Below are 25485 nucleotides of genomic sequence, written 5' to 3' on the forward strand. Positions count from 1 at the left end.
TTTACCTATTAATAAAAACGCCAGTATTTGTGCTGGCGTTTTTTATTGTTCGTTATTTAAGATGTTACTTAAACATGTCTAACAACCAGTAACTAACAGGGTTATCTGGACATTGGTAAGGGCCACATTCAAGGAATGTAGAAATAACATTAATTAAAACGGCAACAATCGCTAGAATACAAACAAACTTACCAAATTTGTTCATTTGATAATTTTCGCTTGTCCACTCTTTATTCCAAAGTAGGAGAAGTAGTGCGACACCGGCGATAGCCATAGCAAAGATCACAAATGCCCATGTGTAGTAGTGCATACCAAGGATCGGGCTACCAAAACCCGGTGTGCCAGGGATAACGTGTAGCGATACTTGGCGAAGCGCTGTCGCTGCGCCAAATAATGCACCGACTAAGATCACACCATAATGGCGTTGCTGAGTGCCATAAACGACATTAAGCATAAAGCCGAACATTACCATAACAAAACCAAGACGCTGCAATAAACACAGTGGACAAGGTAATTCATTCCAAGCGACTTGTAATACTGAGCCCATTAATAATACAAAGGTAATACCTAATAGACCCAAGCTATTAAGAAGGGTTACATGTTTATTATTCATTAATCATTCCCCCTCTATAATAAAATCGATAGTGAATCAGTTGCATGGTGATGAAACCAGTACAAGCCAATAATTACGGATGCAGCAAAAAATGCATATCCTACGTTTTTTTTACCAATGAAAGCGCTGACCATTGCAATCAAAAGTAATAGAAATATTAAACTCATCATAAGTTGATTTAACCTAAAGTAATTTGTGTTTTTATAATGTTTGTATCGTTATCTTAGTTGAGCATGTTTTTAATAAAATAACTCTACACAGACAATTTTACGCCCTTAAGACAGCCTTTTGTTAATTTTGTGTCAATTATTTTACTGTTGTAATGAGGATCTTTGATCTTCTCTGGTAATTATAGAGTGCTTTTTTTGCCATTGGCAGCCTATCGACATCACATTCAGAAAAGCCCTGTTCGCGGAACCAGTGTAAGCTTTGAGTGGTTAATACAAATAAATGTTCGAGGTTTTGTTGGCGTGCTTGTAGGCATAACTCATTGAGCAGTAATACACCGCGATTATCATCCCTAAAGTCAGAATGAATCGCCACACAAGCCATTTCAGCCATTTTCTCTTCAGGAAAGGGATAAAGCGCAGCACAACCGATAATTAAATTGTCACGCTCTACAATCGTAAATTGAGTAATTTCTTGCTCTAGTTGTTCTCGGGAACGTCGAACTAAAATTCCCTCTTGCTCTAATGGCTGGATCAGATCCAGAATGCCACCAATGTCATTAATGTTGGCGCGTCGCACTTTTTCTGCACTCGCCATTACGATTTGGGTGCCGATACCATCAAGAGAAAAAAGCTCTTGAATTAATGCACCATCTTCTTTGTAGCTGATTAGGTGGCTGCGAGGAACGCCAGCTCGACAAGCACTAATAGCACCACGTAGGAAACGCCCAGTACCACAGTCTTGCGCTCGCTGTGCGACAAGTTTCTGATGGATATGATCGGCTTCGTTTGGCAGTAATTCAGAGATAATTTCATCGTTATCGCCCACGACTCCCTGCTCTGAGCAGAAACCAATAAGCTTGTCGGCTTTTAAGCGGATAGCAACTTGGGTTGCGACCTCTTCAGAGGTGAGGTTAAAGCACTCGCCCGTTACTGAACTCGCGATGGGGCCGAGTAGTACAATGGAACCTTGCTCTAACTGGCGTTTAATCGCATCGGTATCAATACGACGAATTTTTCCACTATGACAATAATCTACGCCGTCATCGACACCGAGAGGTTGGGCGATAATAAAGTTGCCACTAATAATATTAATCTGCGCGCCTGCCATTGGGGTGTTATGGAGCCCCATTGAAAAGCGAGCGGTGATATCTAACTGAAGTTGTCCCGCTGCTTGCTTGGCAATTTCTAATGCTCGTTCATCGGTAATACGGATCCCTTTGTGATAAGGAGAATGACAATCTTGCTCTGTCAATAATGTACTGATTTGTGGGCGAGCGCCGTAGACAATAACGATTTGAATGCCTAGGCTGTTAAGTAATGCGATATCATTGACGATATTATCGAAGTTGGGATCGGCAAATGCTTCTCCACCCACCATGATCACCATGGTTTTCCCAACATGTGCATTTAGGTAGGGAGCTGATTGCCTGAATCCTTTAACCAGCGGTGTACTACGTCTTTTCACTATCTGACATCCATGTACAAAAAAGTTATATGGATAAAGTAAATTAATTTATCAATTTGTACAGTATTTAAGTGATAGTATTTGCAAAGATGTTATAGCGATGATTTTAAATTAACATTGCGAACAACCTGTTAGTTTAAATTGAATTAGTGGTTTTTGTGGAGGTGGTAATTGGATAAAGTACAATCATCTAAAGTCAGTACTTATCATATGATGACAAAACATTCACAAACAATTATTTTGATCTTGCTATTAGTTGGTGGTTTAGCACTCACTGGCCTGTTTGTATCAAAAACAGCCTTATCTTCTTGGTTAAAGCCCCCTTCATCTGCAGCCATATATGGCTATTGGAAAGAGCATGATGTCGCGCAATATGCGGCAGATAGTTTTGAAGTTCGTCCACTGGGTATTTATCGTGATGGGCGACTAGTAACGACACAGTATTGCTGGGATGGCCAAATATTGAGCTATCAATTAGGTGAACAGCATTACTCTTATCTTTATCATAAGAATAACTTTATTCGTCAGCAGCCCGCACATTACATTTCTACATTTGTACGCACACCGTTACTACTCGATTAGATCAGTTTTAGTAGCTCATGGATGGAACTTTGCTTGAGTGCTATTTGTCTCAAGAGATCAGCTATCTGCGGTGTACCGCCGAGACAATGTTGGATCACGTGGTTAATTTGGTGTTGAGGGACCCCTTCGCTAGTTAAATTTCTGATCCATTGGTATTCAATAGCATTGGGATCTAACAAGGTATCTTTGCCAACTTTAAGTGGTGATTGCATCTCTTTATATCCTTATGAGTGCGTTATTTTTATTATTCGTTTGTAAGTTGTTTATTTTTTATTACGATTTTATTAAATCGCTTGTATATGTCAAGAATATGACACTGGGGGAGTTATTAACAATATAAATATCTATATTCGTTGAGTGAAAATGCAAACACTACAATGACATTTAGATACAAATATGACTTAAGATTATTACGTTATATTGTTATTGATTTGCTACTATTGCCTTCATTCACATATATCTACCATATTAGCTGTATCTCGCATTTTAAAATTTTATAGGCTTATCTATCGTGTTACGTAAAGCAGCAATCGCTATTATTATGTTTGGTTTAGTAGGTTGTGCATCGAATAACGATGCACAATCAACCAATGAACAAACCGCTATTCAAAAAAATCCATTAGCTCACCAATATCTTGGTAACTATTTTTCACATGTATTAAATCGTGTTTCAACAATTAAGTCAGATAAGCAGCGAGATTACACCACCTTTGCTCCTCAAGCTGAAATGGTAGTCACACGTTCTCCATCAATGGCCCGCAAATATGGCCCGCTGTATAACCAGCTTGAAAAGTGGATTAGTGCGGGTGGCGATCCAAGCACATTGGCAAACTACGGCATTGAAGCGGCGCAAATGGGCGGTGGTGATAATAAAGGTAATGTGATGTTTACTGGTTATTATTCACCTGTTATTGAACTTCGTCATACACCAAATGCAGAGTTCCGTTACCCTGTATATGCAATGCCTAAGTGTAATGGTCGTTGCCCATCTCGCGCTGAAATTTACAATGGTGCGTTAAAGGGTAAGGGCTTGGAGTTAGGTTACAGCAAATCCATGCTAGATATTTTCATGATGGAAGTTCAAGGCAGTGGCTTTGTGCATTATGAAGACAATGATCAATTAGAATACTTTGGTTATAACGGTAAAAATGGTCACCGCTATGTGAGTATTGGCCGAGTATTGATTGATCGTGGTGAAGTGCCGAAAGAAAAAATGTCACTGAAAGCTATTCAAGAGTGGGTATCCACCCATAGTGATGCTGAAGTACGTGAATTGCTAGAGCAAAATCCATCATTTGTTTTCTTTAAACCAACGAAAACGTTAGATGTTAAAGGCAGCGCGGGTATTCCGTTACTTGCTAATGCTGCAGTAGCGGCAGATCGTAAATATATTCCAATGGGCTCTGCGCTATTAGCTGAAGTACCCGAGCTTGATGCTCAAGGTCATTGGACGGGTAAGCACGTATTACGTTTATTACTGGCGTTAGATACCGGCGGTGCGGTGAAGAAAAACCACCTCGATCTTTATCACGGGATGGGTAAGCAAGCTGGTACTGATGCGGGCCACTACAAGCACTTTGGCCGTGTATGGCGTTTAGGCTTAGAAGGGACTGCAACACAAGACCCTTGGCTTAAGCCATAGTTTGGTACTGTTAGAAAGCATTTCCAACACGCTTGAGTGATGCTAACAACTGGACAATCCTATTAAGAGTGCGTATAAAAACGCACTCTTTCTTTATCCATCAGCTCAGTGAAGAAATACTATGCGTGAACTTGATACCCCAGCATCCGACAGTTATAACCAACGTTTTGGCGGTACACGTCGCTTATACGGTAATAGCGAAGTAGACATTCTTCGTGCTGCACATGTGTGTGTGATTGGTATTGGCGGTGTTGGTTCATGGGCGGCAGAAGCGCTAGCACGTTCAGGTATTGGGGAACTTACCCTGATAGATATGGATGATGTGTGTGTGACGAATATTAATCGTCAAATACATGCCATGACTGGGACAGTAGGTAAAAGCAAAATTGAAGTAATGGCTGAGCGTATTCACTTAATCAATCCTGAGTGTAAAGTGAATCTTATAGATGATTTCATTACACCTGAAAATCAAGCTGAATACTTGTCAAAAGACTTTGATTACGTACTCGATGCGATAGATAGCATGAAGCCAAAAGCGGCACTGCTGTCATACTGTAAAAGCAATAAAATTAAGGTGATCACCACAGGTGGTGCTGGCGGTCAAATGGACCCAACACAAATTCAGATCGCTGATTTAACCAAGACAATTCAAGATCCATTGGCGAAAAAGTTACGTGATACCTTGCGTCGTCATCATAACTTCCCGAAAAACCCAAAACGTAAGTTTGGTATTGATTGCGTATTTTCAACAGAGCAACTGAAGTACCCACAAGCCGACGGCTCTGTGTGTGCAGTAAAAGCGACTGCTGAAGGGCCTAAGCGTATGGATTGCGCAAGTGGTTTTGGCGCGGCAACTGTTGTAACAGCAACGTTTGGTTTTGTCGCGGTATCACAAATATTGCGTAAGCTTATCGAGAAACATAAACAGTGATCGATAGGCAGCTACATGAAAAAGGCAGATCATATGGTCTGCCTTTTTTGTTGCTGTGCTATTTCTAGGAATGATAAATCTTGTTTAGCTTGCGAGTTGCTTTATTTGCTCAACAATCGCTTTTAACCCATTGCCACGAGACGGACTCAAATGGGCAATTAAACCGAGTGAATCAAAGTAGCCATCAATATCAAACTCACTGATCTCTGTACGCGTTTTACCGTGATATGCGGCAAGTACGAGTGTTATTAAGCCACGAACAATACGCGCGTCAGAATCAGCTTGAAAGTAAAAGTGATCACCAACTTGCTGGTGGCGAAGCCAAACTTGCGATTCACAACCACTAACTTTTAACCGCTCATCTTTGTCTTCTTCTGCCATTACCGGCAGTTTCTTACCTAGTTGAATGACAGTGCGATAGCGATCTTCCCAGCTTGAAGCGTTTTGCATTTGAGCCACAATGTCTGTATCAGAAATGTCGGTGCCGAAAGGGTGATGGGGAAGTGTAAGTTCAGTCATAGTATTCAATCCAGATAACCGCATTAAAGTAAATCACAGGCTTTGTGTAGTGCAGTGATAAAGCGCTCTACATCTTGCTCGGTGTTATAAAGCGCTAATGATACGCGTAATGTTCCTGTTAAGCCTAGTGCATCAAGCATGGGATGTGCACAGTGGTGACCAGCACGCAGCGCGATATTTTGTTGATCTAATAGGGTCGCAATATCTTGATGGTGCACCCCATCAACGACAAAAGAGAATAAACTTGCTTTCGGTTGTAATCCTATAATACGTAAGCCATCAATATTTTTAATGCCTTCGATGGCTTTGTGGCGCAAGTTTTCAATATGTACTTCAGCGCCTTGTCTATCCAGTTGCTTGAGCCAATTAATTGCTGCGGCTAACGCTAAACATCCTGCTACATTAGGGGTGCCAGCTTCAAATTTACCCGGTAGTGCGGCGAAAGTTGTACCTTCAAAAGAGACTTTTTCCACCATTTTACCGCCGCCGTGCCAAGGTGGCATTGCTTCAAGTAGCGCTTGCTTGCCATAAAGAACGCCAATACCAGCAGGAGCATATATTTTATGGCCTGAAAACACATAGAAGTCAGCATCGAGTGCAGTGACATCGATATCTTCATGAGCAATACCTTGTGCCCCATCAATCACAGCAATTGCGTTATACTGGTGGGCTGCGTGAATAATTTCTTCAATTGGGTTACGGGTACCCGTAACATTGGTAATGTGGGCTACTGCGACGATTTTTGTTTTATCCGATAAGAGCGAATAAAACGCATCTAGATCTAAAGTACAGTCATCGCGCATCGGGATTTTAATGACGTGTGCACCGGTTTCTGCCGCTATCATTTGCCATGGCACGATATTGGCGTGATGCTCTAATTCACTGACTAGAATTTCATCTCCGGCAGTTAGATTTGCGCGGGCATAAGTTTGAGCAATTAAATTTAATGCTTCTGTTGCGCCACGAGTCCAAATAATTTCTTTGCTGTGCGCTGCGCCAATGAAGTGTTGCACGGTTTCTCTTGCTTGTTCAAAGCGCAGCGTCGCATTCGCTGTGAGGCTATGACTGCCACGATGCACATTGGCATTATAACCACGATAGTACTCAGTGATTGTATCAATAACCACGGCTGGCTTTTGTGCGGTTGCTGCACTGTCTAGGTACACTGGCGGTAATTCACCATCTGTGTGTTGCAAGGCAGGGAATTGAGCCAAAATAGTTGAGATATCAAATTGAGTGGTCATGGTTGTTCACATAGCTAAGATTGAACGAAGGATCATGCTAATAAATAAGTCAGAGAGCAAGTATTGATGGCTTTATATTGATAAAAAAATAGCACTGCGTTGGGGCGCAGTGCTAAAAATAGCTTTGACTGTATAGTCAAAAATACAGGAAATAAAGGATGGTCATTCCATCCGTCCGAAAGGATTCGGATAATATGCAAACACAACACGCAATATTGATTAAGCTGGTTAGCCAGAGGGCAAAGAACAGAGGATTAAATCAATATTGCGTGGAGATAATAGGGTTTCTCTAGTAGTTGAACAATGGACAATTTATAATGTTCAGGATAAAAAAAACTAATGCATTAAATAGTCGAGAAAAGTATGTCTAGACGTTTACCTCCGCTCAACTCATTAAAGGTGTTTGAAGCGGCAGCAAGACACTTGAGTTTTACTCGTGCTGCTGAAGAGTTATTTGTTACTCAAGCCGCAGTTAGTCATCAAATTAAAGCGTTAGAAGAATTTCTAGGCTTAAAGTTATTCCGCCGTCGTAATCGTTCTCTATTGTTAACAGAGGAAGGACAGGGCTACTTTCTCGATATTAAAGATATCTTTTCAGCGATATCTGATGCGACTGATAAGGTCTTGGAACGAGGTGCTAAAGGTGCATTAACCATTAGTTTACCTCCTAGTTTTGCCATCCAATGGTTGGTGCCACGTTTAACCGATTTTAATGAACAACACCCTGATATTGACGTACGTATTAAAGCGGTCGATTTGGATGAAGGATCGCTCACTGATGATGTCGATGTGGCGATTTACTATGGTCGAGGTAATTGGTCTGGCTTGCGTGCCGATAAATTATATCAAGAGTTTATGATGCCTGTTTGTTCGCCAATGCTGCTGACAGGGGCGAAACCGCTGCGCACATTAGACGATTTAAAACTACACACCTTGTTACACGATACTTCTCGAAAAGAGTGGAAGAATTATGTTCGTCATTATGACGTGCAAGGGGTTAACGTTAACCAAGGGCCTATTTTTAGTCACTCAACCATGGTGTTACAAGCTGCAGCGCATGGTCAGGGAATTGCGCTGGGAAATAATGTATTAGCACAACCAGAATTAGAAGCTGGACGCTTGGTGTGTCCATTTGATGAAGTGTTAGTGAGTAAAAACGCCTTCTATTTTGTTTGCCAAGAGCGCCAAGCTGATACTGGACGAATTCAAATATTTAGAGATTGGGTGTTAGCTAAAGCACGTCGTGAACAAGAGGATATGCCTGATGTCGAACTTAGCCAGTGAATACATGATTAACGAACCTAAATCAGGTACCGCTGTAGCAACATTTCTGTTTGCGCATGGTGCAGGGGCGGGAATGGATCATACCTTTATGACGGCAGTCGCTGAAGGTTTAGCGCTGCAAGATATTCGGGTAGTACGGTTTAATTTTCCATATATGGTTAAACGTGCTGAAGATGGTAAAAAGCGACCGCCTGATCGCCAACCAAAACTCTTGATTGATTTTCAACGTCATATCGAAACCTTTGCTGGCAGTTCGTTAGTCATTGGCGGTAAATCAATGGGCGGTAGAATGGCGAGTATTATGGCAACAGAGGTTGCCGAGCAAAGCCCGGATATAGAAAACTGCGCAGCGAAAGTCAAAGGTGTGGTGTGTTTAGGTTTTCCTTTTCATCCACCGGGGAAACCTGAAAATTTTCGTGGTGATCATTTGGCGTCGATTTCGGTACCAACATTGATCCTACAAGGTGAGCGAGACACGTTTGGTACTAAAGCAGAAATAGCACAATGGGCGTTTTCTCCCAATGTAGAGATTGCGTTTCTTCCTGACGGTGATCATAGTTTTAAACCGCGAAAAGCCTCTGGTTTTACGGAAGCTGACAATATAGCAACCACCATTGAGCGATTAGCGCGGTTTATTAAGGAGCTCTGTTGTGACTGAACCATTACAAAACCGAACGCGTTGGATGCTCTTTGTCGCGGCAATGAGTGGAGCATTAACGGTAGGGTTAGGGGCATTTGCTGCACACGGTTTAAAGCAGAATTTATCGCCTTATTTACTCGATGTATTTAAGACTGGCGTACAATATCAAGCGTGGCATACGTTCGCTTTATTGGGGTGTGGAATATTGACACGCTTTTTGTCTTCAAAAGCTGTATCATACGCCGCTCTGTTTTTCACCCTTGGTATAATCTGTTTTAGTGGCAGCTTATATGCATTGGCATTAACAGGCATTAAGTGGTTTGGTCCCATCACACCGATGGGCGGAGTATGTTTTATTATTGGCTGGGTAATGCTTGCAGTAGCAGCCTGGCGTTCAGCTTGAGGGTTCCAACGTGAATCATGTTTTATTGTATTGTCGTCCTGGCTTTGAAAAAGAATGTGCGGGTGAAGTTCAAGACAAAGCAAATACGCTGGAATTGTTTGGTTTCCCTCGGGTAAAAAACAATTCAGGTTATGTGTTATTTGAATTTTATCAAGCAGGTGATGCGGATAAATTTATTCAATTACAACCATTTTCACAGTTAATTTTTGCACGTCAAATGTTTGCGGCATCGCAGATGTTAACGGACCTACCGGCTGATGATCGTATTTCTCCGATCTTAGAAGCGATTGGTAATGACTTCCCTCGTTGTGGTGATCTTCGTGTTGAAACACCAGATACCAATGAAGCGAAAGAATTATTAAAGTTCTGTCGTAAATTTACGGTGCCACTACGTCAAGCTATGCGTAAGCGTGAGATTTTATACGCGAAAGATAACAACAAAAAGCCTGTGCTTCATGTGTGTTTCGTTGCACCTGGTTGTTGTTTTGTAGGTTATTCCTATAGTTCGAATAACTCACAGTTCTTTATGGGTATTCCACGCTTAAAATTCCCAGCAGATGCGCCAAGCCGCTCAACGCTGAAATTAGAAGAAGCATTTCACGTATTTATTCCTCGACATGAGTGGGATGAGCGTTTAGCGCCAGGTATGTGGGGTGTTGATTTAGGTGCTTGTCCTGGTGGCTGGACATATCAATTGGTGAAACGCTCGATGTTCGTTCACGCGATTGATAACGGTACAATGGCACAAAGCTTGATGGATACAGGCCAAGTTAAATACCATGCCGTTGATGGTTTTAAATTTGAGCCAGCACGTAAGAACGTTACGTGGATTGTTTGTGACATGATTGAAAAGCCAGCGCGTGTGGCTCACTTAATGGGTGAGTGGTTAATTAAAGCGTGGGCAAAAGAAGCGATCTTTAACTTAAAATTACCGATGAAAGGTCGTTATGATGAAGTGCTTCAAGATATTGAAAATCTGAAAGTATTTCTTATTCAAAATGGTGTTAAGTTCAAGCTACAGGCTAAGCATTTATACCATGATCGCGAAGAAATTACGGTTCACATTCAGCGTCTAGATACACGCTCTCCACACTAAGTGAAAGAGATAGCCGCGATAGTTTAAAAAATGCCACTGTATTGCAGTGGCATTTTTGTATCGAGAATCTCTTAGGCTTGTGGCATGATGTAACGAATATCTTGCAGGTTAAAACCTAACTCTAAATCAGTTTTTAAACTTGATACCGCTTTACTTGCAAGCGCCACATCGTGGTGACCATCAATTTTCTTTTTCCATTTAGCAGGCAGATCATCTGCTGACAAAATAGTTTCTAACGTTGGGTATAGGCTGAGTAACTCTACAGCGGCTTTAGGACCGATACCTGCAATACCCGGGATCTTACTCGAACTTATTCCTGCAAGTCCCCAATAATCCGTTAGCTTATCTGGCGCTACGCCATATTCCTTTTCAATAAAAGCACTATCTAGCCAGCGCTCTTGAAAGTAATCACGAATGCGCAGTGTCGGTTGTAATAACTGGCAGTAACCTTTATCCGTCGAAATGATGGTTACTTGCTCACCACGAGAGGCGACTTTTAGCGCAAGGGTAGCGACGAGATCATCGGCTTCATCACCATCAGAGAGCAGTGAATCAATCCCTATCTCCATAAAGGCATCTTGAATAATATCCATCCCCGTCATGAGTTCATCAGGCATAGGTTTTCTTCCTTCTTTATAGTGAGGAAGAAGTTCAGCTCGCCAGCCACGATCATCACCATGATGATCGAATACTGCCACAATATGGGTTGGTTGGCTGATCTTGATGATTTTTTTCAGTGCTCGACAACAGGTCTCCGCTGTCGCTTTTACATCAGGTTCACCAGGACGAGCCGCATGAACACGACGAATGAGATTAAGAGCATCAATAACAACAAGGTGGATAGCCATAAACAAATTCTTTGTAAATAAAAAGGAGCACTAAGGCTCCTTATTGTACGCAATTATAATCATTGATGTTGTGATTATTTTGTTGCTTTATCTGCTGTTATAATTTCATAGCAGGGCTCATATTTGCTGCCGGGTAACTTCATTCGTTGCTGTTTAACGAAATCTTGTAACAGCTTATCCATCCGATCCATTAAATATTTATCACCATCAATTTTGAAGCGGCCATGGCGTTCAATTTCATGAATACCTTCTTCTTTGACGTTACCAGCGACAATTCCAGAGAAAGCACGACGAAGGTTGGCTGCAAGTTTATCAACGGGTTGATCCATATGAAGATCCAAATTTGCCATCGCTTCATGAGTAGGTGCAAAAGGCATCTGAAATTCTTCAGGGATCTTGAGTGACCAATTAAAGCAGTAGGCATCTCCGATTTCTCGACGATGTTCTTTAACTTTGGTCATGGCTGTTTTCATGACTTGTGCAACTTGCTCTGGATCGTCAATGATGATCTGGTAATGCTTGGTCGCCTCTTCGCCTAAAGTATTCTGAATAAAATCATCAAGCGTACGGAAGTAATCTTCACTTTCTTTCGGCCCTGTTAATACTACCGGCATCGGTTGTTCGGCATTTTCAGGCTGCATCAGCACCCCTAGAATATAGAGTAATTCTTCCGCAGTACCTGCACCGCCCGGGAAAATAATAATACCGTGTCCAACGCGAACAAAAGCTTCTAAACGTTTTTCAATGTCAGGCAGAATGACTAATTCATTAACGATTGGGTTTGGTGGCTCTGCGGCAATAATTGAGGGCTCAGTTAACCCTATAAAACGGCTGCTGCTATAGCGTTGCTTCGCATGACCGATAGCAGCTCCTTTCATTGGCCCTTCCATTGCGCCAGGCCCACATCCTGTACAGACATTGAGCTCACGAAGACCAAGTTCATTGCCCACTTCACGGGTGTATTGGTATTCAGTAGGGTTGATAGAGTGACCGCCCCAACAAACAACAATATTTGGGTCTTCACCGGCATGAAGGGTACGAGCATTACGCAATAAGCTAAAGACAAAATCAGTGATGTGCGGTGCACTACTAAGATCTATATCATTACGGCGAGCAACATGCATATCGACATAAATAATATCGCGCAATACTGAGAACATATGCTCTTGAATACCCGAAATGATCTTACCATCTACAAACGCATGCTCAGGTGGGTTGACCAACTCTAACTTGATACCACGTTCGCGACGTTTTAGGTTGATATTAAAATCTTTGTTTTTTTCTAATAGCTCTTTTGAGTTATCGGTATGGCTACCGGAATTCAGTACTGCCAGTGAACAGTTACGATATAGGCGGTATAAGTCACTGGAAGCGGTTGCTTTTAAGCTATCGACTTCTATTTGGGAAAGCAGGGACATAGCCCCAACAGGACTGATATGTGTGATCATAGTAACCTCCCTGGAAACAATGAAAGCTCAGTTTGGTTCTTGCGATATGCGAAAATCAAGCAGAGTAAGTTGATGATTTGAGGTTATTCCCCCATCAGGTATCGACTATAAGAAAGTGTTTGGAGGAAGCACTAAAATAGTGTTTGTTTTTATTACCATACACAGTGAATATACATTTGACTAGATGTTAATAATAAAAATTAGGCGTCTATTTTCACTATCATATTACTTTTAAGAAAGGTATTTAAGAAAAAGTATTTGATTGGTGTTTTAAGAGATCCAAATTAGGCGATTAGTTCCAGCGCTTTTTGCGCTAGATAATGCTTTTACAGTTCGCTCGATAACAACATTATGGTCATCATTACCTTCAAATAAGGTTGCGCCGATAGAGACTGAAATAGACAGGTTTTGGTCTTTAAATCGGAAGGGGAGTTGGCTGATAGCCTCTCGAATATTAGTAAGCTTTTTATTGCGAGTTTGTTCATCACAATCAGGCATGATAAGCATAAATTCATCGCTGCTAAAACGTGCTAAATAATCAGTGTCAGATAAACATTGTTGAATGTTTTTAGCGATAATTTTTAATGCTTTATCACCAGCAAGGTGGCCAAATTTACTGTTGATTTCACCGAAACTATCAACATCAATAAGCGCAACAGGTAGTGCATATTCATAACGCTTCCAGTTGTGATATTCATGCTGAATACGATCCATAAATGCATTACGGTTATAGGCTAGAGTTAACGAGTCTCGTAGCATGCTTTGTTCTTGATCATGTAGACGTTGACGATAACTATGGGTTTGTTGGATCAACTGCTGAATTTGTTTTTCGTTATGTTGCTGTTGCTCAATAAGTGCTCGCTCTCGTTCTTGAAGTGCGATATTTCTTTCTACAATGCTGTCTATCTCGTTCGCAGCAGCATGAAGCGTTGGACGTTTATCTTCTAGGTTTGCGTTATCAGATAAGCTTATTTTTAGTTGTTGGGTAACGTGTGATAATTCGTTATCCAACTCACTTCTGTGTTGATGTAATGTGTACGATTTGTCTGCTGTTTGATGGCTATCTTTGTGCAGTTCGGCTAAGTCACTATTAATATTATTAAGAAAGCTTTGTGAAGCTTGGCGTTCATACAAAGTCGCATCTAAGATTAAACGTAATACTTGGAACTGAATTTTTGTCAGTTGTTGAGTATCAAGTTCGTTGTTAAGTTGAGATTTGATCTCAATCAGCTGATTACCATGCTCACCGTTAAAATCTATTTCAGTAATAAGATGTTGTAACTCGGCAACTAGCTCTAGGTGATGTGTCGACTTTTCTACAACGTCTGCTGCATGGGTAACTTTGGTCGCAGAGCCTAGTTTTATCGTTCGCTCATAAAGTTCTAACAAACGTAAAATACGGCGGTGGTTGTCGAGTAAAGCACCTGAGTCATGGTTCAGTACGGCGCGTAGATCACGTCGTAACTGAACGGGTAAATCACGGTGGCGAGAAAGCGTTTCTCCCGCCTGATGAATTTTTTGATTTAAGCGCAGATTCTGTTTATGAACAATATCAGCTTGTTGGTTAACTAAACGTTCAATAACAGCTAAGCGAGGGATAAGTTTACTGATATCTGTCGGTTGTTCTAACTCGTGACGAATACTTTCTAAACGCTCATCGAGTTCAGAATTTATGCCTCTACAAGCGATAACTAATCGTGTGATGAGGCGTTTTAATATCACGATTTCACGGCGTGACTTTAAAGAGGCATCACGATAAGAAAGTTGAGCTTGGTCTAAGCGTTGCTTCAAGTTACTCACTTCAGAAACAACCGAATTAATATCTGTCACAGGGTTACTTATTCATCATTAGTATTAATATCTATCTTCTTCATTGAAGTTTTTCTTCCTCAAAGCTTTAAATTTACACGTACCTCAACTATTTTCGACATCTAAAAAAAAAGCTTGAGTAACTTAACTTACATTTATGTCAGTACTGTGATCATTATTCCAGATAATATCTGATTTGGATGAGCTTCGTACTTTCACAAGCCCTTTATCAATGCCTTCAATACAAGAACGACGAATATCGCCACAGACAAAGCTGGCTGCTGGTGCGGCATCGATAGCGCATAAATGTACCCAATGGCTACCTGGTTCACTGTCATTCATCTTCACTCCCGCATTGACTGCCATTAATAAGATATCAATAAGCTCTTGGTCATTAATCGCCGTATAAGCGCGGGGTAAGAATGGGTACTCTGCCATACCGATTTGAATATCATTATTGAGATTATTTTTAAGCGCATAGTTATCAACAAGTTGCTGTAATGAATCCGCTAACTGTTTAGGATCGCAACTTAACCGTGCGTTCGGCTCTATATATAAGAACATGGCATCGGAGAAGTGATAGATCCTTGCTGGCTCTAATACTTGTTCTTGTAAATACAAGCCAAAGGCCTTTTCGGCATCTAAGCCTTGCTTATAGCCTTGCTCTAAGTAAATTCGCTTTAAGCAAGATACTTCAAATAACGCAAAGCGTAATCGGTCACTTAGCGGTTCATTGATTATTTCACCTAAGTGCCACTGCTCAAAGTTGGCACTACTTTGCTGAAGTGAGTTTGCTAAACGCGCATTGAGCATTCGTAAGTTACGTAGACCACTACGGGGATGGGTATAATAATCCGTTCGCAGTTGTGCTAGTTGTTGCTTGAGTTGTTTATTCAGATGTTGGCGACGGAATAATAGCAAAAGCATAAAGGCTAAAACACCAATTAAAATCATGGTGATTTTTTGCTGTTTATATAAAGCTTTTTCACTTTCAAATTGTTCACGCTCCATCTCTTCAAGCTTAAGTGAGCGCTCCATCATTTTTTGTTGTTGTTTAAATACTTCAACATTACTTCTTGCAATACTTTCTTGTTGGCCAGCATATAACTGTTCATAGCGACGCTGACTCAATAACGCGTTGTAGTAATCATTTTGCTTTTCAAAGGCTTCTGAAAGGATAGATTCACCCAAGAGTTGTAACTTGATAGCACCAATACGACTGGCTGAAATTAAACCTGCTTGAAGAGAGGTTACCGCATCATCGAGCTTGTTTTCAGCAAGCTCTAATTGGCCCTGCAAGATTTGGCTTTCAGCTACAATGTTTTCATTACCCGTTTGTAGCGCTAAGTTACGTGCTTGTACGATATAAGTTTCTGCTTTGGTGTAGTTGTATAAATGCAGATACACACGAGCAATATTTAAACGTAACCGTGCTGAGCGAACATCGTGTTCAAGTTGGTTTTCTTGGTCTAACGCGTTGAAATAGTGAACCAGCGCTAAGTTATAACGCCCTTGTTGTTCATAAATAGAAGCAATTAACGTTAAGGTCTTAGCTAGTTGCTGACTGCGCTTATAGCGCTCGAAAAACTCACCCGCTTGGGTTGCATGATCGAGTGCCTTATCAAATACTTTTCGCTCATCAAATAACTCAGCTAAATAATAGTTAGCTTGAGCTATTTGCCCTTGATCATCCGTTTCAACCGCTAGCCAATAACCACTAAGTAGACGATCGAGCGCCATATCATAGTGGTGATGGTTTAAATAATGTTGACCCAGTTTTAATTGGTAATTAATAAGCTCGTCTTGATCATCTAATGCCACTAAATAACCCTTGGCTTTGATATATAGTTTTTCTGCTTTTTCATCAGCACCAATAGTTGATTCAATGTTGGCACGTAACATTAATGAACGATATTTAAGGACTTGTAGTTGCTTTGTTAGCTTGAGTGAGGGAGCTTTGCGACTTTCAGCATCAATATTATCGAGCATTTTTAATGCAGTAGTGCTATTGCGAAGATTTTCCCAATAGAATGTAGCTAGCAATAACTGACTTTCATATAGAGGATAAATAAGGTGATGTTCAGTAGCGATTTTTTCAGCTTTTTTGATAACACTTATAGCTTGTTCTGAACGTTGCAAAATCGATAGCGCTTTAGCTTGAATTTGTAGTGCATTCACCGTATTTAATGGCGTTCGGATGGTGTGATCACTTTCTTCATTGATATGCACTCTAGCTGGGTCTTGAGGTTTACTTAAGCGACGCTGGCTGAGGTATTTTTGGGTGATAGAAAGTGCTCGCTCAGGCTGACTAAGTAGCAAGCTGTTAGCTTCAGAAAGCATAGGGACGGTGTAGGTTTTTGCTTGCAGGCTGAAGGAAATTGAAAACAAAAAGATAACAGTGCAAAGCAAACGGCGAAAAAACATATCATCCCAAGACAACAAAAAAACGAATAGTATTGATTTTACTGGCTTAAGGCATCAAGTCCAGCAAAGACAGGTTTTTTGCTGGACTTAATGTTGATTTCGCTAACAGAGTCGAATTACTGGCGAGCGAGGCGGAAGTTGTCGCTAGGTGATTTACCCATATTGGTACGATAAGGGTTTATGTCTAAGCCACCACGGCGAGTATAACGTGCATATACCGTTAATAATTCAGGTTTACAGTATTTCATAATATCGCTGAATATACGCTCAACACACTGCTCGTGGAATTCATTATGGTTACGGAATGAAATGATGTATCGCAACAGTTTTTCACGATTAATACGTTTGCCTTTATAAGCAATACGAACGCTACCCCAATCGGGTTGACTGGTGATCAGGCAATTTGATTTTAATAAGTGGCTATGAAGAATTTCTTCTACTTCTTCCTCTTCAACACTATTTTCTAGTAGTGCCGGATTAAAACAGTAGTCTTCAATTTCAATATCTTGATCGTCAATACAAGCACCAAAGAAATTTACGATTGGTTGCTCGCTAAAATCTTCTAATGGTTGAATAGTAACGTCAACATCAGCGCCCGCACAGCGTGATAGATCAATCTGCAGTGTATCTGCAATACCTTGCCAACTTTCAAATCGAGTTTGGTTAAAGCTATTGAGGTAAAGTTTGAAAGATTTAGATTCAATCAAGTTTGGACTTGAAGCGGGTAGACGTACCTCACCAATGGCAACTTGTGGTAGTCCTTTGCTATTTAACCATGACAATTCGTACAGCGTCCAAATGTCATAGCCAGTGAAAGGGAGTGCATCATCACTGATATTGAGATCGGTACGGTTTAGGCTTCTCGGTACTGCTTGTAGTAGCGATGGGTCGTACTGATCTTTATACTCTGTGGTTTGACCAAGGGTTAAACCAGCTAATTCTTTAGCGTCTTTATATTTACTCATACTGTCTATGACACTCTTGGATTAGAATTGATAGTCCGTAAAAAACGGTTTTCAAGTCTAAAGTTTACTGAATCTTTAATGAGGTTGCGAATGAATCATCCAGTTACCTGTGCTTTATCTGATTTTTCTTCTCGTTATTTGCAAGCATGGTGTGATGCAGATCGCGGTTTTCCAGAAAGTCATGATCTTGTTGGCTTAGATTCCCCCTGTGTGATCCATGATTCTGGCGATATGGTGACATGGAAGCCAATGCCACGAAATCCTATTGGAACGTTATCTGGAGTCGAGAAAGGGATTGAGCTTGCACTACATCAAGATGTTCATGACTTTTATTGCTCACAATTTAGTGGTGATATGCGAGCGAAATTTGGTGATATTGAGTTGGATTTACTACAAGCTTTTAATGAAGATGATATAGATCGTTTACAACAAAATATTTTAGGCCACTTAGTGACACAACGCCGTTTAAAGCTAAAGCCAACTGTCTTTATTGCCGCATTAGAAGCTGAGTTTGAAGTGATCTCTATCTGTAATTTAACGGGTAATGTCTTACGAGAAACGCTAGGTAAAGATATTCGTGAAGTGTTAGCGGTTAATGTTGAAGAGTTCTTAACTCAGTTAACCCCCGTATTAACAGAGGAATAAAGAGTGTACGTTGTAGAGTTACAGTTTGAGTGTTTTGATAATACAACGCTATCACGTGTGGATCGTGCCATTAATGGATTAATGGATGATCTACGTTATAACGGTCAAGTGTTAGGACGTGAGTTTCCTATTACGATTGATGATGGGGTTTTTCGTGTACGTGCAGTATGCCCTGAAAAAGACAGTCTGCACCCCAAATACAATAGTGAACAAGTGACGCGCTGTATTGAAAAGTTGAGTGATGCTTGTTTACTGACACCAAAAATAAAAGTGTTAGGGATTGATTTAAACTCAGAAGCGGCAGCTGAGCAGAGCAAGCCATCGTGGCAAGTGCTTTATACAACCTACGTACATACATGTTCGCCGCTACGTAGTGGTGATTCATTATTACCGATCCCACTCTATCAGACAGGTGCCCATCTTGATGGTGATTATAAAGCATTGGTTAAATGGCAAACAGAGTGGCAAGCCTTTGATGAAATTCAGATGGCAAATAAGAGCCAACCTGCAATAAAAATGGCACTAGATGAAATTGGTGAGGTTGATAGTGAACTATTTTCTCGTGGTGAGAAATTACGTGATCAGATCGAATCAACAACTCAGATCCCTACTTATTACTACCTCTATCGTGTTGGTGGAGAAAATCTCGAGAGTGAAATAAACCGAACATGTCCTAAGTGTGGAAATGATTGGCGTGTAGAGGAGCCTTTACATGGTTTATTCCATTTCAAGTGCGATAAATGTCGATTAGTTTCAAACCTATCGTGGAACTATCAATAATATAAAAAGGCTCCTGATTTGATCAAAGGAGCCTTTTTATTATTGCTGAGCTTCTAATTTAGCCAAGCGAGTTGAAAGTGTGATGATCTGTTGTTCGAGTTGAGTGATACGTTCATCAGCAGTGAGCTCTTTGGTTTGCTTTTCAATCGTTGGCACTTTGGCATTTTTTTTCCATGCTTGAAGTGCTTTGATAATAACAGGTATCGGCAGAGGGTTTGCTAATCGTGATTTTATTAAGGCAACAGAAGGCTCTTTTCCTTCTGAGATTAAAGAACAAATCGCATTCTCTAATTCTTGGGTAATTGTCGACATTGTTTTTAGTATCCTACATATAACAACGCATTTACTTTCTCAGTAAAGCATCAAGTTGATCAATCACTTCACACCAGTCTGCATCTTGCTCTTGGCATTCCTTTATAAATCGGCGTTGTATAGCAGAGAAAAAAGGTGCTTCAGCAATATTTTGATGTTGGGCTAACTGATGTTGGATGATGAATGATTGTATAAACTCATCTGAATTATTAAGTCCTAATTGGCTGAATAAATGAGATAAATTGTGCTGAAATTGTTCCATCATCGCTTCCTCATAATCATGACCGAGATATTAAGCAAAGTATAGTGTATTAAAACTGTCTTTTTTTACTATTACTGTTGTGAGAGATCGCTTACAAATGCGTGAGAAAATAATCCTATAAACATACTATATCTCGTTACTTTGTTTTTTATCTTGTTGATTTTAAATGGTCTGTATATTGGTGTTTATTTTATCAAAAAATGTTTTATAAATTATTGCTAGAGCTTTATTGTTTAAAAAAGCAAATCGCGTAGTCTTATTGGCGTCGGAAGGAGCTGACGGAACGGAACAGGAATATACTACAGGATGTAGTGGTCTCAGGATGAGAGGTTGATAAGCTAGGATGGTTTATCAAACAAGGACTGTGAAGGGAACACTCTAGGATAGAGTTTGGTAAGCAGGATGTTTACCTGTCAGGATGACAAAAGGAACACTTCAGGAAGAAGTAAAGGACACCTCCAGGAAGGAGAAGAGAGTCATAACAGGATGTGGTGACGGGTTAGGATAACCAAAGGAACAACTTCAGGATGAAGCGCAAGGACAATGCTGAAGGAATCGGCAGTCAAAGGAATGAGGCAGGGAGCACTATAGTAGCGGGAATGCTGCAAGTAAGACCTAAGGGCGCGACGAAAGTCGCGCCCTCTCTTTTTGTTTAAAGGAAAATATCTTTGTTCCTTTTCCTTTCTTTTATAACGAAAGTTGTTTTTACAGCGTGACGCATATGTCGATTTATACGTAAAAAGATTAAATATAAAAGAATATTTCAGTTTTTATATCGTTAATCTCTTCCTTCCTTGTGCGAGATCTCTTACAAATGCGTGGGATATCTGTTGTTTATCTGACATCAAATGTCTCTGTTATGCAATTAACTACATGATTATAATGTATTTATTACTGTGTACGTATTTTGTTTTTTTTCAATAGAAAATAAATGTATTTTGGTATCTGTGTTTATTACGGTGATTGACGTAATATTAATGGTGTCGGAAGGAACTGACGGAACGGAACAGGAATATACTACAGGATGTAGTGGTCTCAGGATGAGAGGTTGATAGGCTAGGATGGTTTATCAAACAAGGACTGTGAAGGGAACACTCTAGGATAGAGTTCGGTAAGCAGGATGTTTACCTGTCAGGATGACAAAAGGAACACTTCAGGAAGAAGTAAAGGACACCTCCAGGAAGGAGAAGAGAGTCATAACAGGATGTGGTGACGGGTTAGGATAACCAAAGGAACAACTTCAGGACGAAGCACAAGGACAATGCTGAAGGAATCGGCAGTCAAAGGAATGAGGCAGGGAGCACTATAGTAGCGGGAATGCTGCAAGTAAGACCTAAGGGCGCGACGCAAGTCGCGCCCGCTCTTTTTTATACCTCTCTAACATTTTCATATCTCTTTTTTATACTTCTTTTTATACGTTATCTAACATTCAACGCCTCTCTTCCCTCTATTTTGTCTTTATTTTTATGCTTTATCTCTCTTTATCTCTCTTTATCTCTCTTTATCTATTCACTTTGTAAGAGATCTCTTACATCGCTGTGGGATTAATTCTTTTTTTAATCGTAAAAATAGTAATTAAAAATAAATTATCATTTAATATCAGTAGGTTATATTTGCGGTTGATGGTTTAATAAAGAGTCTTTATTTTTCATAATCTATATATGTGTTGTTCATTATTACTAATCTAGTAATATCTATCTTGTCGAAAGGGAACGGCATTAGGAAATGGAACAGCTAAGGATTAGCTACCTCAGGATGAGGATAGATAGTGGGGCTATCTAACAAGGATTGTGCAGGGAAAACTACAGGATGTAGTGAGGTAAATAGGATATTTACTGGTCTGGATGACATGGAACACTTCAGGATGAAGTTTAGGGATAGTGCTCTAGGATGGAGTGAGTGGAACACTCTAGGATTGAGTAGGGAATAATCTTCATTGATGAAGTCAGGAACAGCTTTAGGATGAAGTAAAGGACACCTCCAGGACGGAAGAGAGAGTCAATATTGGAATATTGATGGGTCAAGGAACTACCGAAGAGCAACTCTAGGATAGAGTTTGGAGCTACACTGGGGATTTAAGTATATCAAGGATTGATAGCAGGGAGCACCATAGTAGCGGGAATGCTGCATGTAAAGCCATAGGGCGCAACGAAAGTTGCGCCCGTTCTTTTTATAGTGATATAAAAACTAATACTCTTCACCCTCAGGAAGACGATGAGGGGGAATATAAAAATGGCTTGCTCTAAGTCGCTTCATTTCTAAATAACCTTGATAGGCATCATGCCCGTCGGCAGAAAACTCAAAGACAAAGATAGTACGCCACCCCCATTCTCCACGATGATCTTTTATTTTTTGTTTTCCTCTCGCAAAGCTCAGTAATTGCAGCCCCATATTTTTACAGCGTTGCTCTATAAAATATTGTGCTAACTCTGTTTGTCGTCTTTGCTGCCAAAATAAAAAACCGATGATCGCGATAAGTAGTATTCCGAATAAATTGTCCAAACTTTTATTCCTATTCTCTTATTGCCCACGAGCATGTTGCTGTAATTTCTCAATCGCGGCGACTAAAGCAGGTTCAGCTTGACCATGTAATACTTGAAGCATGGTGCCGCGTAATACAGGAAGCATGACTAAATCTGCAAATAATTGATTGAACAGTGCTTGATCGTTTGTTTCAGCAAGGCGTAATAAAAATTTTGCAGCGTTGTCTGTTGCTAATAGCCCTGACCAGCATCGACCTGCAATAGCGATTAACACTTCGCGGTGACACAATTCAGGTTGGGCTAAAATGCTTTCAAGAGCAGGGGTTAATATTTTGCTATCACTGCCAGATATTGCACGGATCAACGCTGAAACTAAAAATAGATCCGGATCTTGGCTATTGATTTCAGCACTTAAATGTTCACTGATACGAGTACTTAAAGGATCAGGTAATGTACAGTGCTCTAAGCAGCCAAGTAGGGCATAAAGTGGCGTCATAGGAAGGTTTGCAATTGCTTTACGAATAAAGGTAGCATTATTTTCTTGCTTCATTCGCGCACAAATATCGGCAATACCTTGTAAACCAACACCTTGCCACTGTTGCCAATCTAATTTACCGGATAAATATTGCTGAGCATGTTCGTAATATTGGCTTGCTGGTAAATCCAATTGATGACGGATCTGGGCGTGAAAAATAGCCATCTTGTCATCAGTTGGTTTAAACGTATAAGGATTAGCAGCTAGTTTTTCTTGCTCTTCTTCAGTCGGCTCGCTATTAAGCGTTGCGCCCATCGCTTCAATTACATACTTAATGAAATCACCAACAGCCGCCTGTTTTAGTAAACCACGCTCGTCGAGTGGTAATCGAAGAAACCAGATCCACGGTGCATGTTGCGGTTGCCAAAAAGAAATAGCTAAATGCGCATGTTGCTGTAATGGCCATGGATAAGGCTGGCGATTATCTTCGACTGCTTTAAATTGTGAAACATCAATTTCATTCACACGGCGGCCGAGATCAAAAATGTTGTATTGGCAGCCTGCATTATCAAGTAATTGGGTCAGGGTATGAAATTTATCCATGGTCATATTTGTGCTCCTAAGTCAGGAAGTCAGTATAACTTTTGCGGTGAGCCAAGCATACCTATTAACCAAAGGATTTATATTGGGTAGGCTAAAGGTATCAGAATCTTGATACTAAGACGCTCGAATCACTTGGGTCATCTCGTTTCAAGTGCTATTCTGCGCGGCTTACTATCAGGGGGAAAGATGGATAAATATCATCATAGTCAACGTTTACTTGAAGAATTAGAGTTGGTACTACGTCAACATTCTCATTGGCAATTAACGCCTCCTGATGAGCAGCTACTTACAAGCACAGAACCATTTGCAATTGATACATTAGATTGTCACCAATGGTTACAATGGATTTTTATTCCCAAATTCGGACAACTGATTGATTTACAATTACCGTTGCCAACACAGTTTGAGATTAGTCCTTATATTGAAGAAGCAATGAAAGAAAAAGTAGGTGTAAACGATATTTTATCGGTCACACGTCAGCTAGATTTACTATTTAAACAACACTGAGTGAATGTAATGGAACTTGAAATTTTATATCGCGATGACTATTTAATTGCGGTTAACAAGCCTGCCGGTATGTTGGTTCACCGTTCATGGCTAGATAGTCATGAGACTGTTTTTGTGATGCAAACATTGCGAGATCAAATTGGCCAGCATGTCTTCCCATTACATCGTTTAGATCGCCCAACATCGGGTGTTTTGTTGTTTGGATTATCCAGTGAGATTGCATCACAAATGATGCCACTTTTTGCTGGACGCGATATGCACAAAACGTATCATGCTGTGGTTCGTGGTTGGATAAAAGAAGCGGCAGTGCTCGATTATCCGTTGAAGGTTGAGCTTGATAAGATCGCTGATAAAAATGCATCAGAAGAGAAAGAAGCACAACCTGCTGTAACGGCTTACGAGCCCTTAGCGACGGTTGAAACAGATATTGCAGTAGGACGTTACTCAACCAGTCGTTACTGTTTAGTTGAAATGAAACCAGAAACTGGGCGGAAGCATCAGCTACGTCGACATATGCACCATTTAAGTCATCATATTATTGGTGATGTAAATCATGGTGATGGACGCCATAACCGCATGTTCCGTGAACATTATGATTGTCACCGTTTAATGCTGCATGCCTCAAGATTACAATTTGATCACCCGATCACAGGTGAAGCAATTGATATTCGTGCAGATATTGATGAGACGTGGCGTAACGTCATGACTGCGTTTAATTGGTCCCCCAATCTATTAGTACGAGACTAATTGAAGTTTAATTATATCTGATCATAGTGCTTGATTTTTAAGCTTATCATTGCCACATTGGTGATAGTTAATAGTGGCAATGGAGGGCATTATGGCTCGATTAGGTATTTTTATCGGATCTGTTTATGGTGGTGCGGAAGATCTGGCAGAAGCATTAGCAAAGAGTGCGACGTCGATTGATACGCAGGTCTATTTTGACCCTACGCTAGATGATTTTCTTGATTACAAAGATGATAATGTACTCATCATTTCATCGACAACTGGACAGGGTGAGATCCCTGAAAACTTGTTGCCACTTTATGTCGCACTGCAAGATCAATTTCCTCGCTTACCTCAACAGCAATTTGGTGTGATAGCGTTAGGGGATTCAAGCTATGGTGAAGATCGCTTTTGTGGCGCTGGGCGTCAATTTGATGCGTTATTAGTGGAGTTAGGCGCTAAACCTGTACAAGATCGCCTTGATATTGATGCGGGTGTCCATTTTGAGCCGTTAGATGTAGCCCAAGGTTGGTTTAAAACCTTTATTGCACAGATATAACAGAGAAAGCCTGCAATAATTGCAGGCTTTGTTATTTTTATCCTAATACG

Annotated in this window: 27 protein-coding genes; 12 read left to right on the forward strand and 15 right to left on the reverse strand. The window is 40.6% G+C overall.

The genetic code is table 11. The features are described from left to right. Positions 1-64: 64 nt before the first annotated feature. The 3 genes from CTN01_RS19025 to argA all read right to left on the reverse strand — a co-directional run bounded on the left by CTN01_RS19025 (position 65) and on the right by argA (position 2248). Positions 65-613, reverse strand: a complete 549-nt coding sequence (locus tag CTN01_RS19025) for a disulfide bond formation protein B (RefSeq protein ID WP_005371573.1) — start codon at positions 611-613, stop codon at positions 65-67. 14 nt (positions 614-627) lie between these two features. Then, entirely contained in the window at positions 628-783 is a 156-nt protein-coding gene (locus tag CTN01_RS23065) for a DUF5993 family protein (protein ID WP_005371575.1), read from the reverse strand. Positions 784-919: 136 nt separating this feature from the next. Then, the gene (argA, locus tag CTN01_RS19030; RefSeq protein WP_045129115.1) at positions 920-2248 is read right to left on the reverse strand and encodes an amino-acid N-acetyltransferase; all 1329 of its coding nucleotides are present in this window, start codon (positions 2246-2248) and stop codon (positions 920-922) included. Between the two features lie 171 nt (positions 2249-2419). Between argA and CTN01_RS19035 the strand changes: the two genes are divergently transcribed. After that, the gene (locus tag CTN01_RS19035; RefSeq protein ID WP_045150327.1) at positions 2420-2830 is read left to right on the forward strand and encodes a DUF2850 domain-containing protein; all 411 of its coding nucleotides are present in this window, start codon (positions 2420-2422) and stop codon (positions 2828-2830) included. Here the strand turns inward: CTN01_RS19035 and CTN01_RS19040 are convergent. Further along, on the reverse strand, positions 2827-3042 hold the full coding sequence (locus tag CTN01_RS19040) for a hypothetical protein (RefSeq protein WP_005371580.1): 216 nt from the start codon (positions 3040-3042) through the stop codon (positions 2827-2829). The genes CTN01_RS19035 and CTN01_RS19040 overlap by 4 nt on opposite strands. A 299-nt stretch (positions 3043-3341) precedes the next feature. On the opposite strand from CTN01_RS19040, the gene mltA reads away from it, so the two are divergent. Next, entirely contained in the window at positions 3342-4472 is a 1131-nt protein-coding gene (gene mltA / locus CTN01_RS19045; RefSeq protein WP_045084835.1) for a murein transglycosylase A, read from the forward strand. 121 nt (positions 4473-4593) lie between these two features. After that, positions 4594-5403 carry a tRNA cyclic N6-threonylcarbamoyladenosine(37) synthase TcdA gene (gene tcdA, locus CTN01_RS19050; RefSeq protein WP_045084836.1) on the forward strand — a complete coding sequence of 270 codons (810 nt, stop codon included), beginning with the start codon at positions 4594-4596 and terminating at the stop codon, positions 5401-5403. 84 nt (positions 5404-5487) lie between these two features. Here tcdA and csdE read toward each other — a convergent pair whose 3' ends face one another. Together csdE and csdA are read right to left on the reverse strand one after the other, a co-directional pair. Beyond that, positions 5488-5922, reverse strand: a complete 435-nt coding sequence (csdE, locus tag CTN01_RS19055; protein ID WP_045150328.1) for a cysteine desulfurase sulfur acceptor subunit CsdE — start codon at positions 5920-5922, stop codon at positions 5488-5490. 23 nt (positions 5923-5945) lie between these two features. Continuing rightward, on the reverse strand, positions 5946-7166 hold the full coding sequence (gene csdA / locus CTN01_RS19060; protein ID WP_045150329.1) for a cysteine desulfurase CsdA: 1221 nt from the start codon (positions 7164-7166) through the stop codon (positions 5946-5948). Positions 7167-7529: 363 nt separating this feature from the next. On the opposite strand from csdA, the gene CTN01_RS19065 reads away from it, so the two are divergent. From CTN01_RS19065 to rlmM, 4 genes are read left to right on the forward strand one after another with little or no spacing between them, the layout of a single operon-like run. Then, on the forward strand, positions 7530-8450 hold the full coding sequence (locus CTN01_RS19065; RefSeq protein ID WP_005371607.1) for a transcriptional regulator GcvA: 921 nt from the start codon (positions 7530-7532) through the stop codon (positions 8448-8450). Then, a complete protein-coding gene (locus CTN01_RS19070) occupies positions 8431-9108 on the forward strand; it encodes an alpha/beta family hydrolase (RefSeq protein ID WP_045150331.1) in 678 nt (225 codons plus the stop codon). Before CTN01_RS19065 ends, CTN01_RS19070 begins: the two co-directional genes overlap by 20 nt. A 25-nt stretch (positions 9109-9133) precedes the next feature. After that, a complete protein-coding gene (locus CTN01_RS19075; RefSeq protein WP_045150338.1) occupies positions 9134-9493 on the forward strand; it encodes a DUF423 domain-containing protein in 360 nt (119 codons plus the stop codon). 10 nt (positions 9494-9503) lie between these two features. Beyond that, on the forward strand, positions 9504-10589 hold the full coding sequence (gene rlmM / locus CTN01_RS19080) for a 23S rRNA (cytidine(2498)-2'-O)-methyltransferase RlmM (protein ID WP_005371612.1): 1086 nt from the start codon (positions 9504-9506) through the stop codon (positions 10587-10589). A 71-nt stretch (positions 10590-10660) separates the two neighbouring features. Here rlmM and xni read toward each other — a convergent pair whose 3' ends face one another. The 5 genes from xni to queF all read right to left on the reverse strand — a co-directional run bounded on the left by xni (position 10661) and on the right by queF (position 18083). Continuing rightward, positions 10661-11437, reverse strand: a complete 777-nt coding sequence (xni, locus tag CTN01_RS19085; RefSeq protein WP_045150332.1) for a flap endonuclease Xni — start codon at positions 11435-11437, stop codon at positions 10661-10663. A 74-nt stretch (positions 11438-11511) separates the two neighbouring features. Continuing rightward, a complete protein-coding gene (ppnN, locus tag CTN01_RS19090) occupies positions 11512-12885 on the reverse strand; it encodes a nucleotide 5'-monophosphate nucleosidase PpnN (RefSeq protein WP_045150333.1) in 1374 nt (457 codons plus the stop codon). 270 nt (positions 12886-13155) lie between these two features. Then, positions 13156-14715 carry a GGDEF domain-containing protein gene (locus tag CTN01_RS19095; protein ID WP_045150334.1) on the reverse strand — a complete coding sequence of 520 codons (1560 nt, stop codon included), beginning with the start codon at positions 14713-14715 and terminating at the stop codon, positions 13156-13158. A 123-nt stretch (positions 14716-14838) separates the two neighbouring features. Next, positions 14839-17118 (reverse strand): tetratricopeptide repeat protein, encoded by a 2280-nt coding sequence (locus CTN01_RS19100; protein WP_045150335.1) that lies wholly within the window; start codon positions 17116-17118, stop codon positions 14839-14841. Between the two features lie 116 nt (positions 17119-17234). Further along, positions 17235-18083 (reverse strand): NADPH-dependent 7-cyano-7-deazaguanine reductase QueF, encoded by an 849-nt coding sequence (gene queF, locus CTN01_RS19105; protein ID WP_045129128.1) that lies wholly within the window; start codon positions 18081-18083, stop codon positions 17235-17237. A 90-nt stretch (positions 18084-18173) separates the two neighbouring features. Here queF and syd point away from each other — a divergent pair, with 90 nt between their 5' ends. Both syd and CTN01_RS19115 read left to right on the forward strand, forming a co-directional pair. Beyond that, a complete protein-coding gene (syd, locus tag CTN01_RS19110) occupies positions 18174-18728 on the forward strand; it encodes a SecY-interacting protein (protein ID WP_045150336.1) in 555 nt (184 codons plus the stop codon). 3 nt (positions 18729-18731) lie between these two features. Next, positions 18732-19508, forward strand: coding sequence for a Zn-ribbon-containing protein (locus CTN01_RS19115; RefSeq protein ID WP_005371630.1), 777 nt, complete (start codon positions 18732-18734; stop codon positions 19506-19508). A gap of 39 nt (positions 19509-19547) precedes the next feature. On the opposite strand, the gene CTN01_RS19120 is transcribed toward CTN01_RS19115, so the two are convergent. The 4 genes from CTN01_RS19120 to CTN01_RS19145 all read right to left on the reverse strand — a co-directional run bounded on the left by CTN01_RS19120 (position 19548) and on the right by CTN01_RS19145 (position 23643). Next, positions 19548-19820: a hypothetical protein gene (locus tag CTN01_RS19120; protein WP_045150337.1), complete on the reverse strand. Its 273-nt coding sequence runs from the start codon at positions 19818-19820 to the stop codon at positions 19548-19550. A gap of 31 nt (positions 19821-19851) precedes the next feature. Beyond that, positions 19852-20085: a DUF2789 domain-containing protein gene (locus CTN01_RS19125; protein ID WP_373455433.1), complete on the reverse strand. Its 234-nt coding sequence runs from the start codon at positions 20083-20085 to the stop codon at positions 19852-19854. A gap of 2184 nt (positions 20086-22269) precedes the next feature. Further along, the gene (locus CTN01_RS19140; protein WP_005371641.1) at positions 22270-22584 is read right to left on the reverse strand and encodes a DUF3301 domain-containing protein; all 315 of its coding nucleotides are present in this window, start codon (positions 22582-22584) and stop codon (positions 22270-22272) included. 18 nt (positions 22585-22602) lie between these two features. Further along, positions 22603-23643, reverse strand: coding sequence for a DUF3549 family protein (locus CTN01_RS19145; RefSeq protein WP_045150416.1), 1041 nt, complete (start codon positions 23641-23643; stop codon positions 22603-22605). Positions 23644-23829: 186 nt separating this feature from the next. Here CTN01_RS19145 and CTN01_RS19150 point away from each other — a divergent pair, with 186 nt between their 5' ends. The 3 genes from CTN01_RS19150 to CTN01_RS19160 all read left to right on the forward strand — a co-directional run bounded on the left by CTN01_RS19150 (position 23830) and on the right by CTN01_RS19160 (position 25435). Continuing rightward, positions 23830-24150 carry a YqcC family protein gene (locus CTN01_RS19150; protein ID WP_005371645.1) on the forward strand — a complete coding sequence of 107 codons (321 nt, stop codon included), beginning with the start codon at positions 23830-23832 and terminating at the stop codon, positions 24148-24150. A gap of 9 nt (positions 24151-24159) precedes the next feature. Then, entirely contained in the window at positions 24160-24897 is a 738-nt protein-coding gene (truC, locus tag CTN01_RS19155) for a tRNA pseudouridine(65) synthase TruC (RefSeq protein WP_045150414.1), read from the forward strand. A gap of 91 nt (positions 24898-24988) precedes the next feature. Continuing rightward, entirely contained in the window at positions 24989-25435 is a 447-nt protein-coding gene (locus CTN01_RS19160; RefSeq protein WP_045150413.1) for a flavodoxin, read from the forward strand. The last annotated feature ends 50 nt before the right edge of the window (positions 25436-25485 follow it).

This window comes from Photobacterium angustum (genome assembly GCF_003026365.1).
Taxonomy (GTDB): domain Bacteria; phylum Pseudomonadota; class Gammaproteobacteria; order Enterobacterales; family Vibrionaceae; genus Photobacterium; species Photobacterium angustum.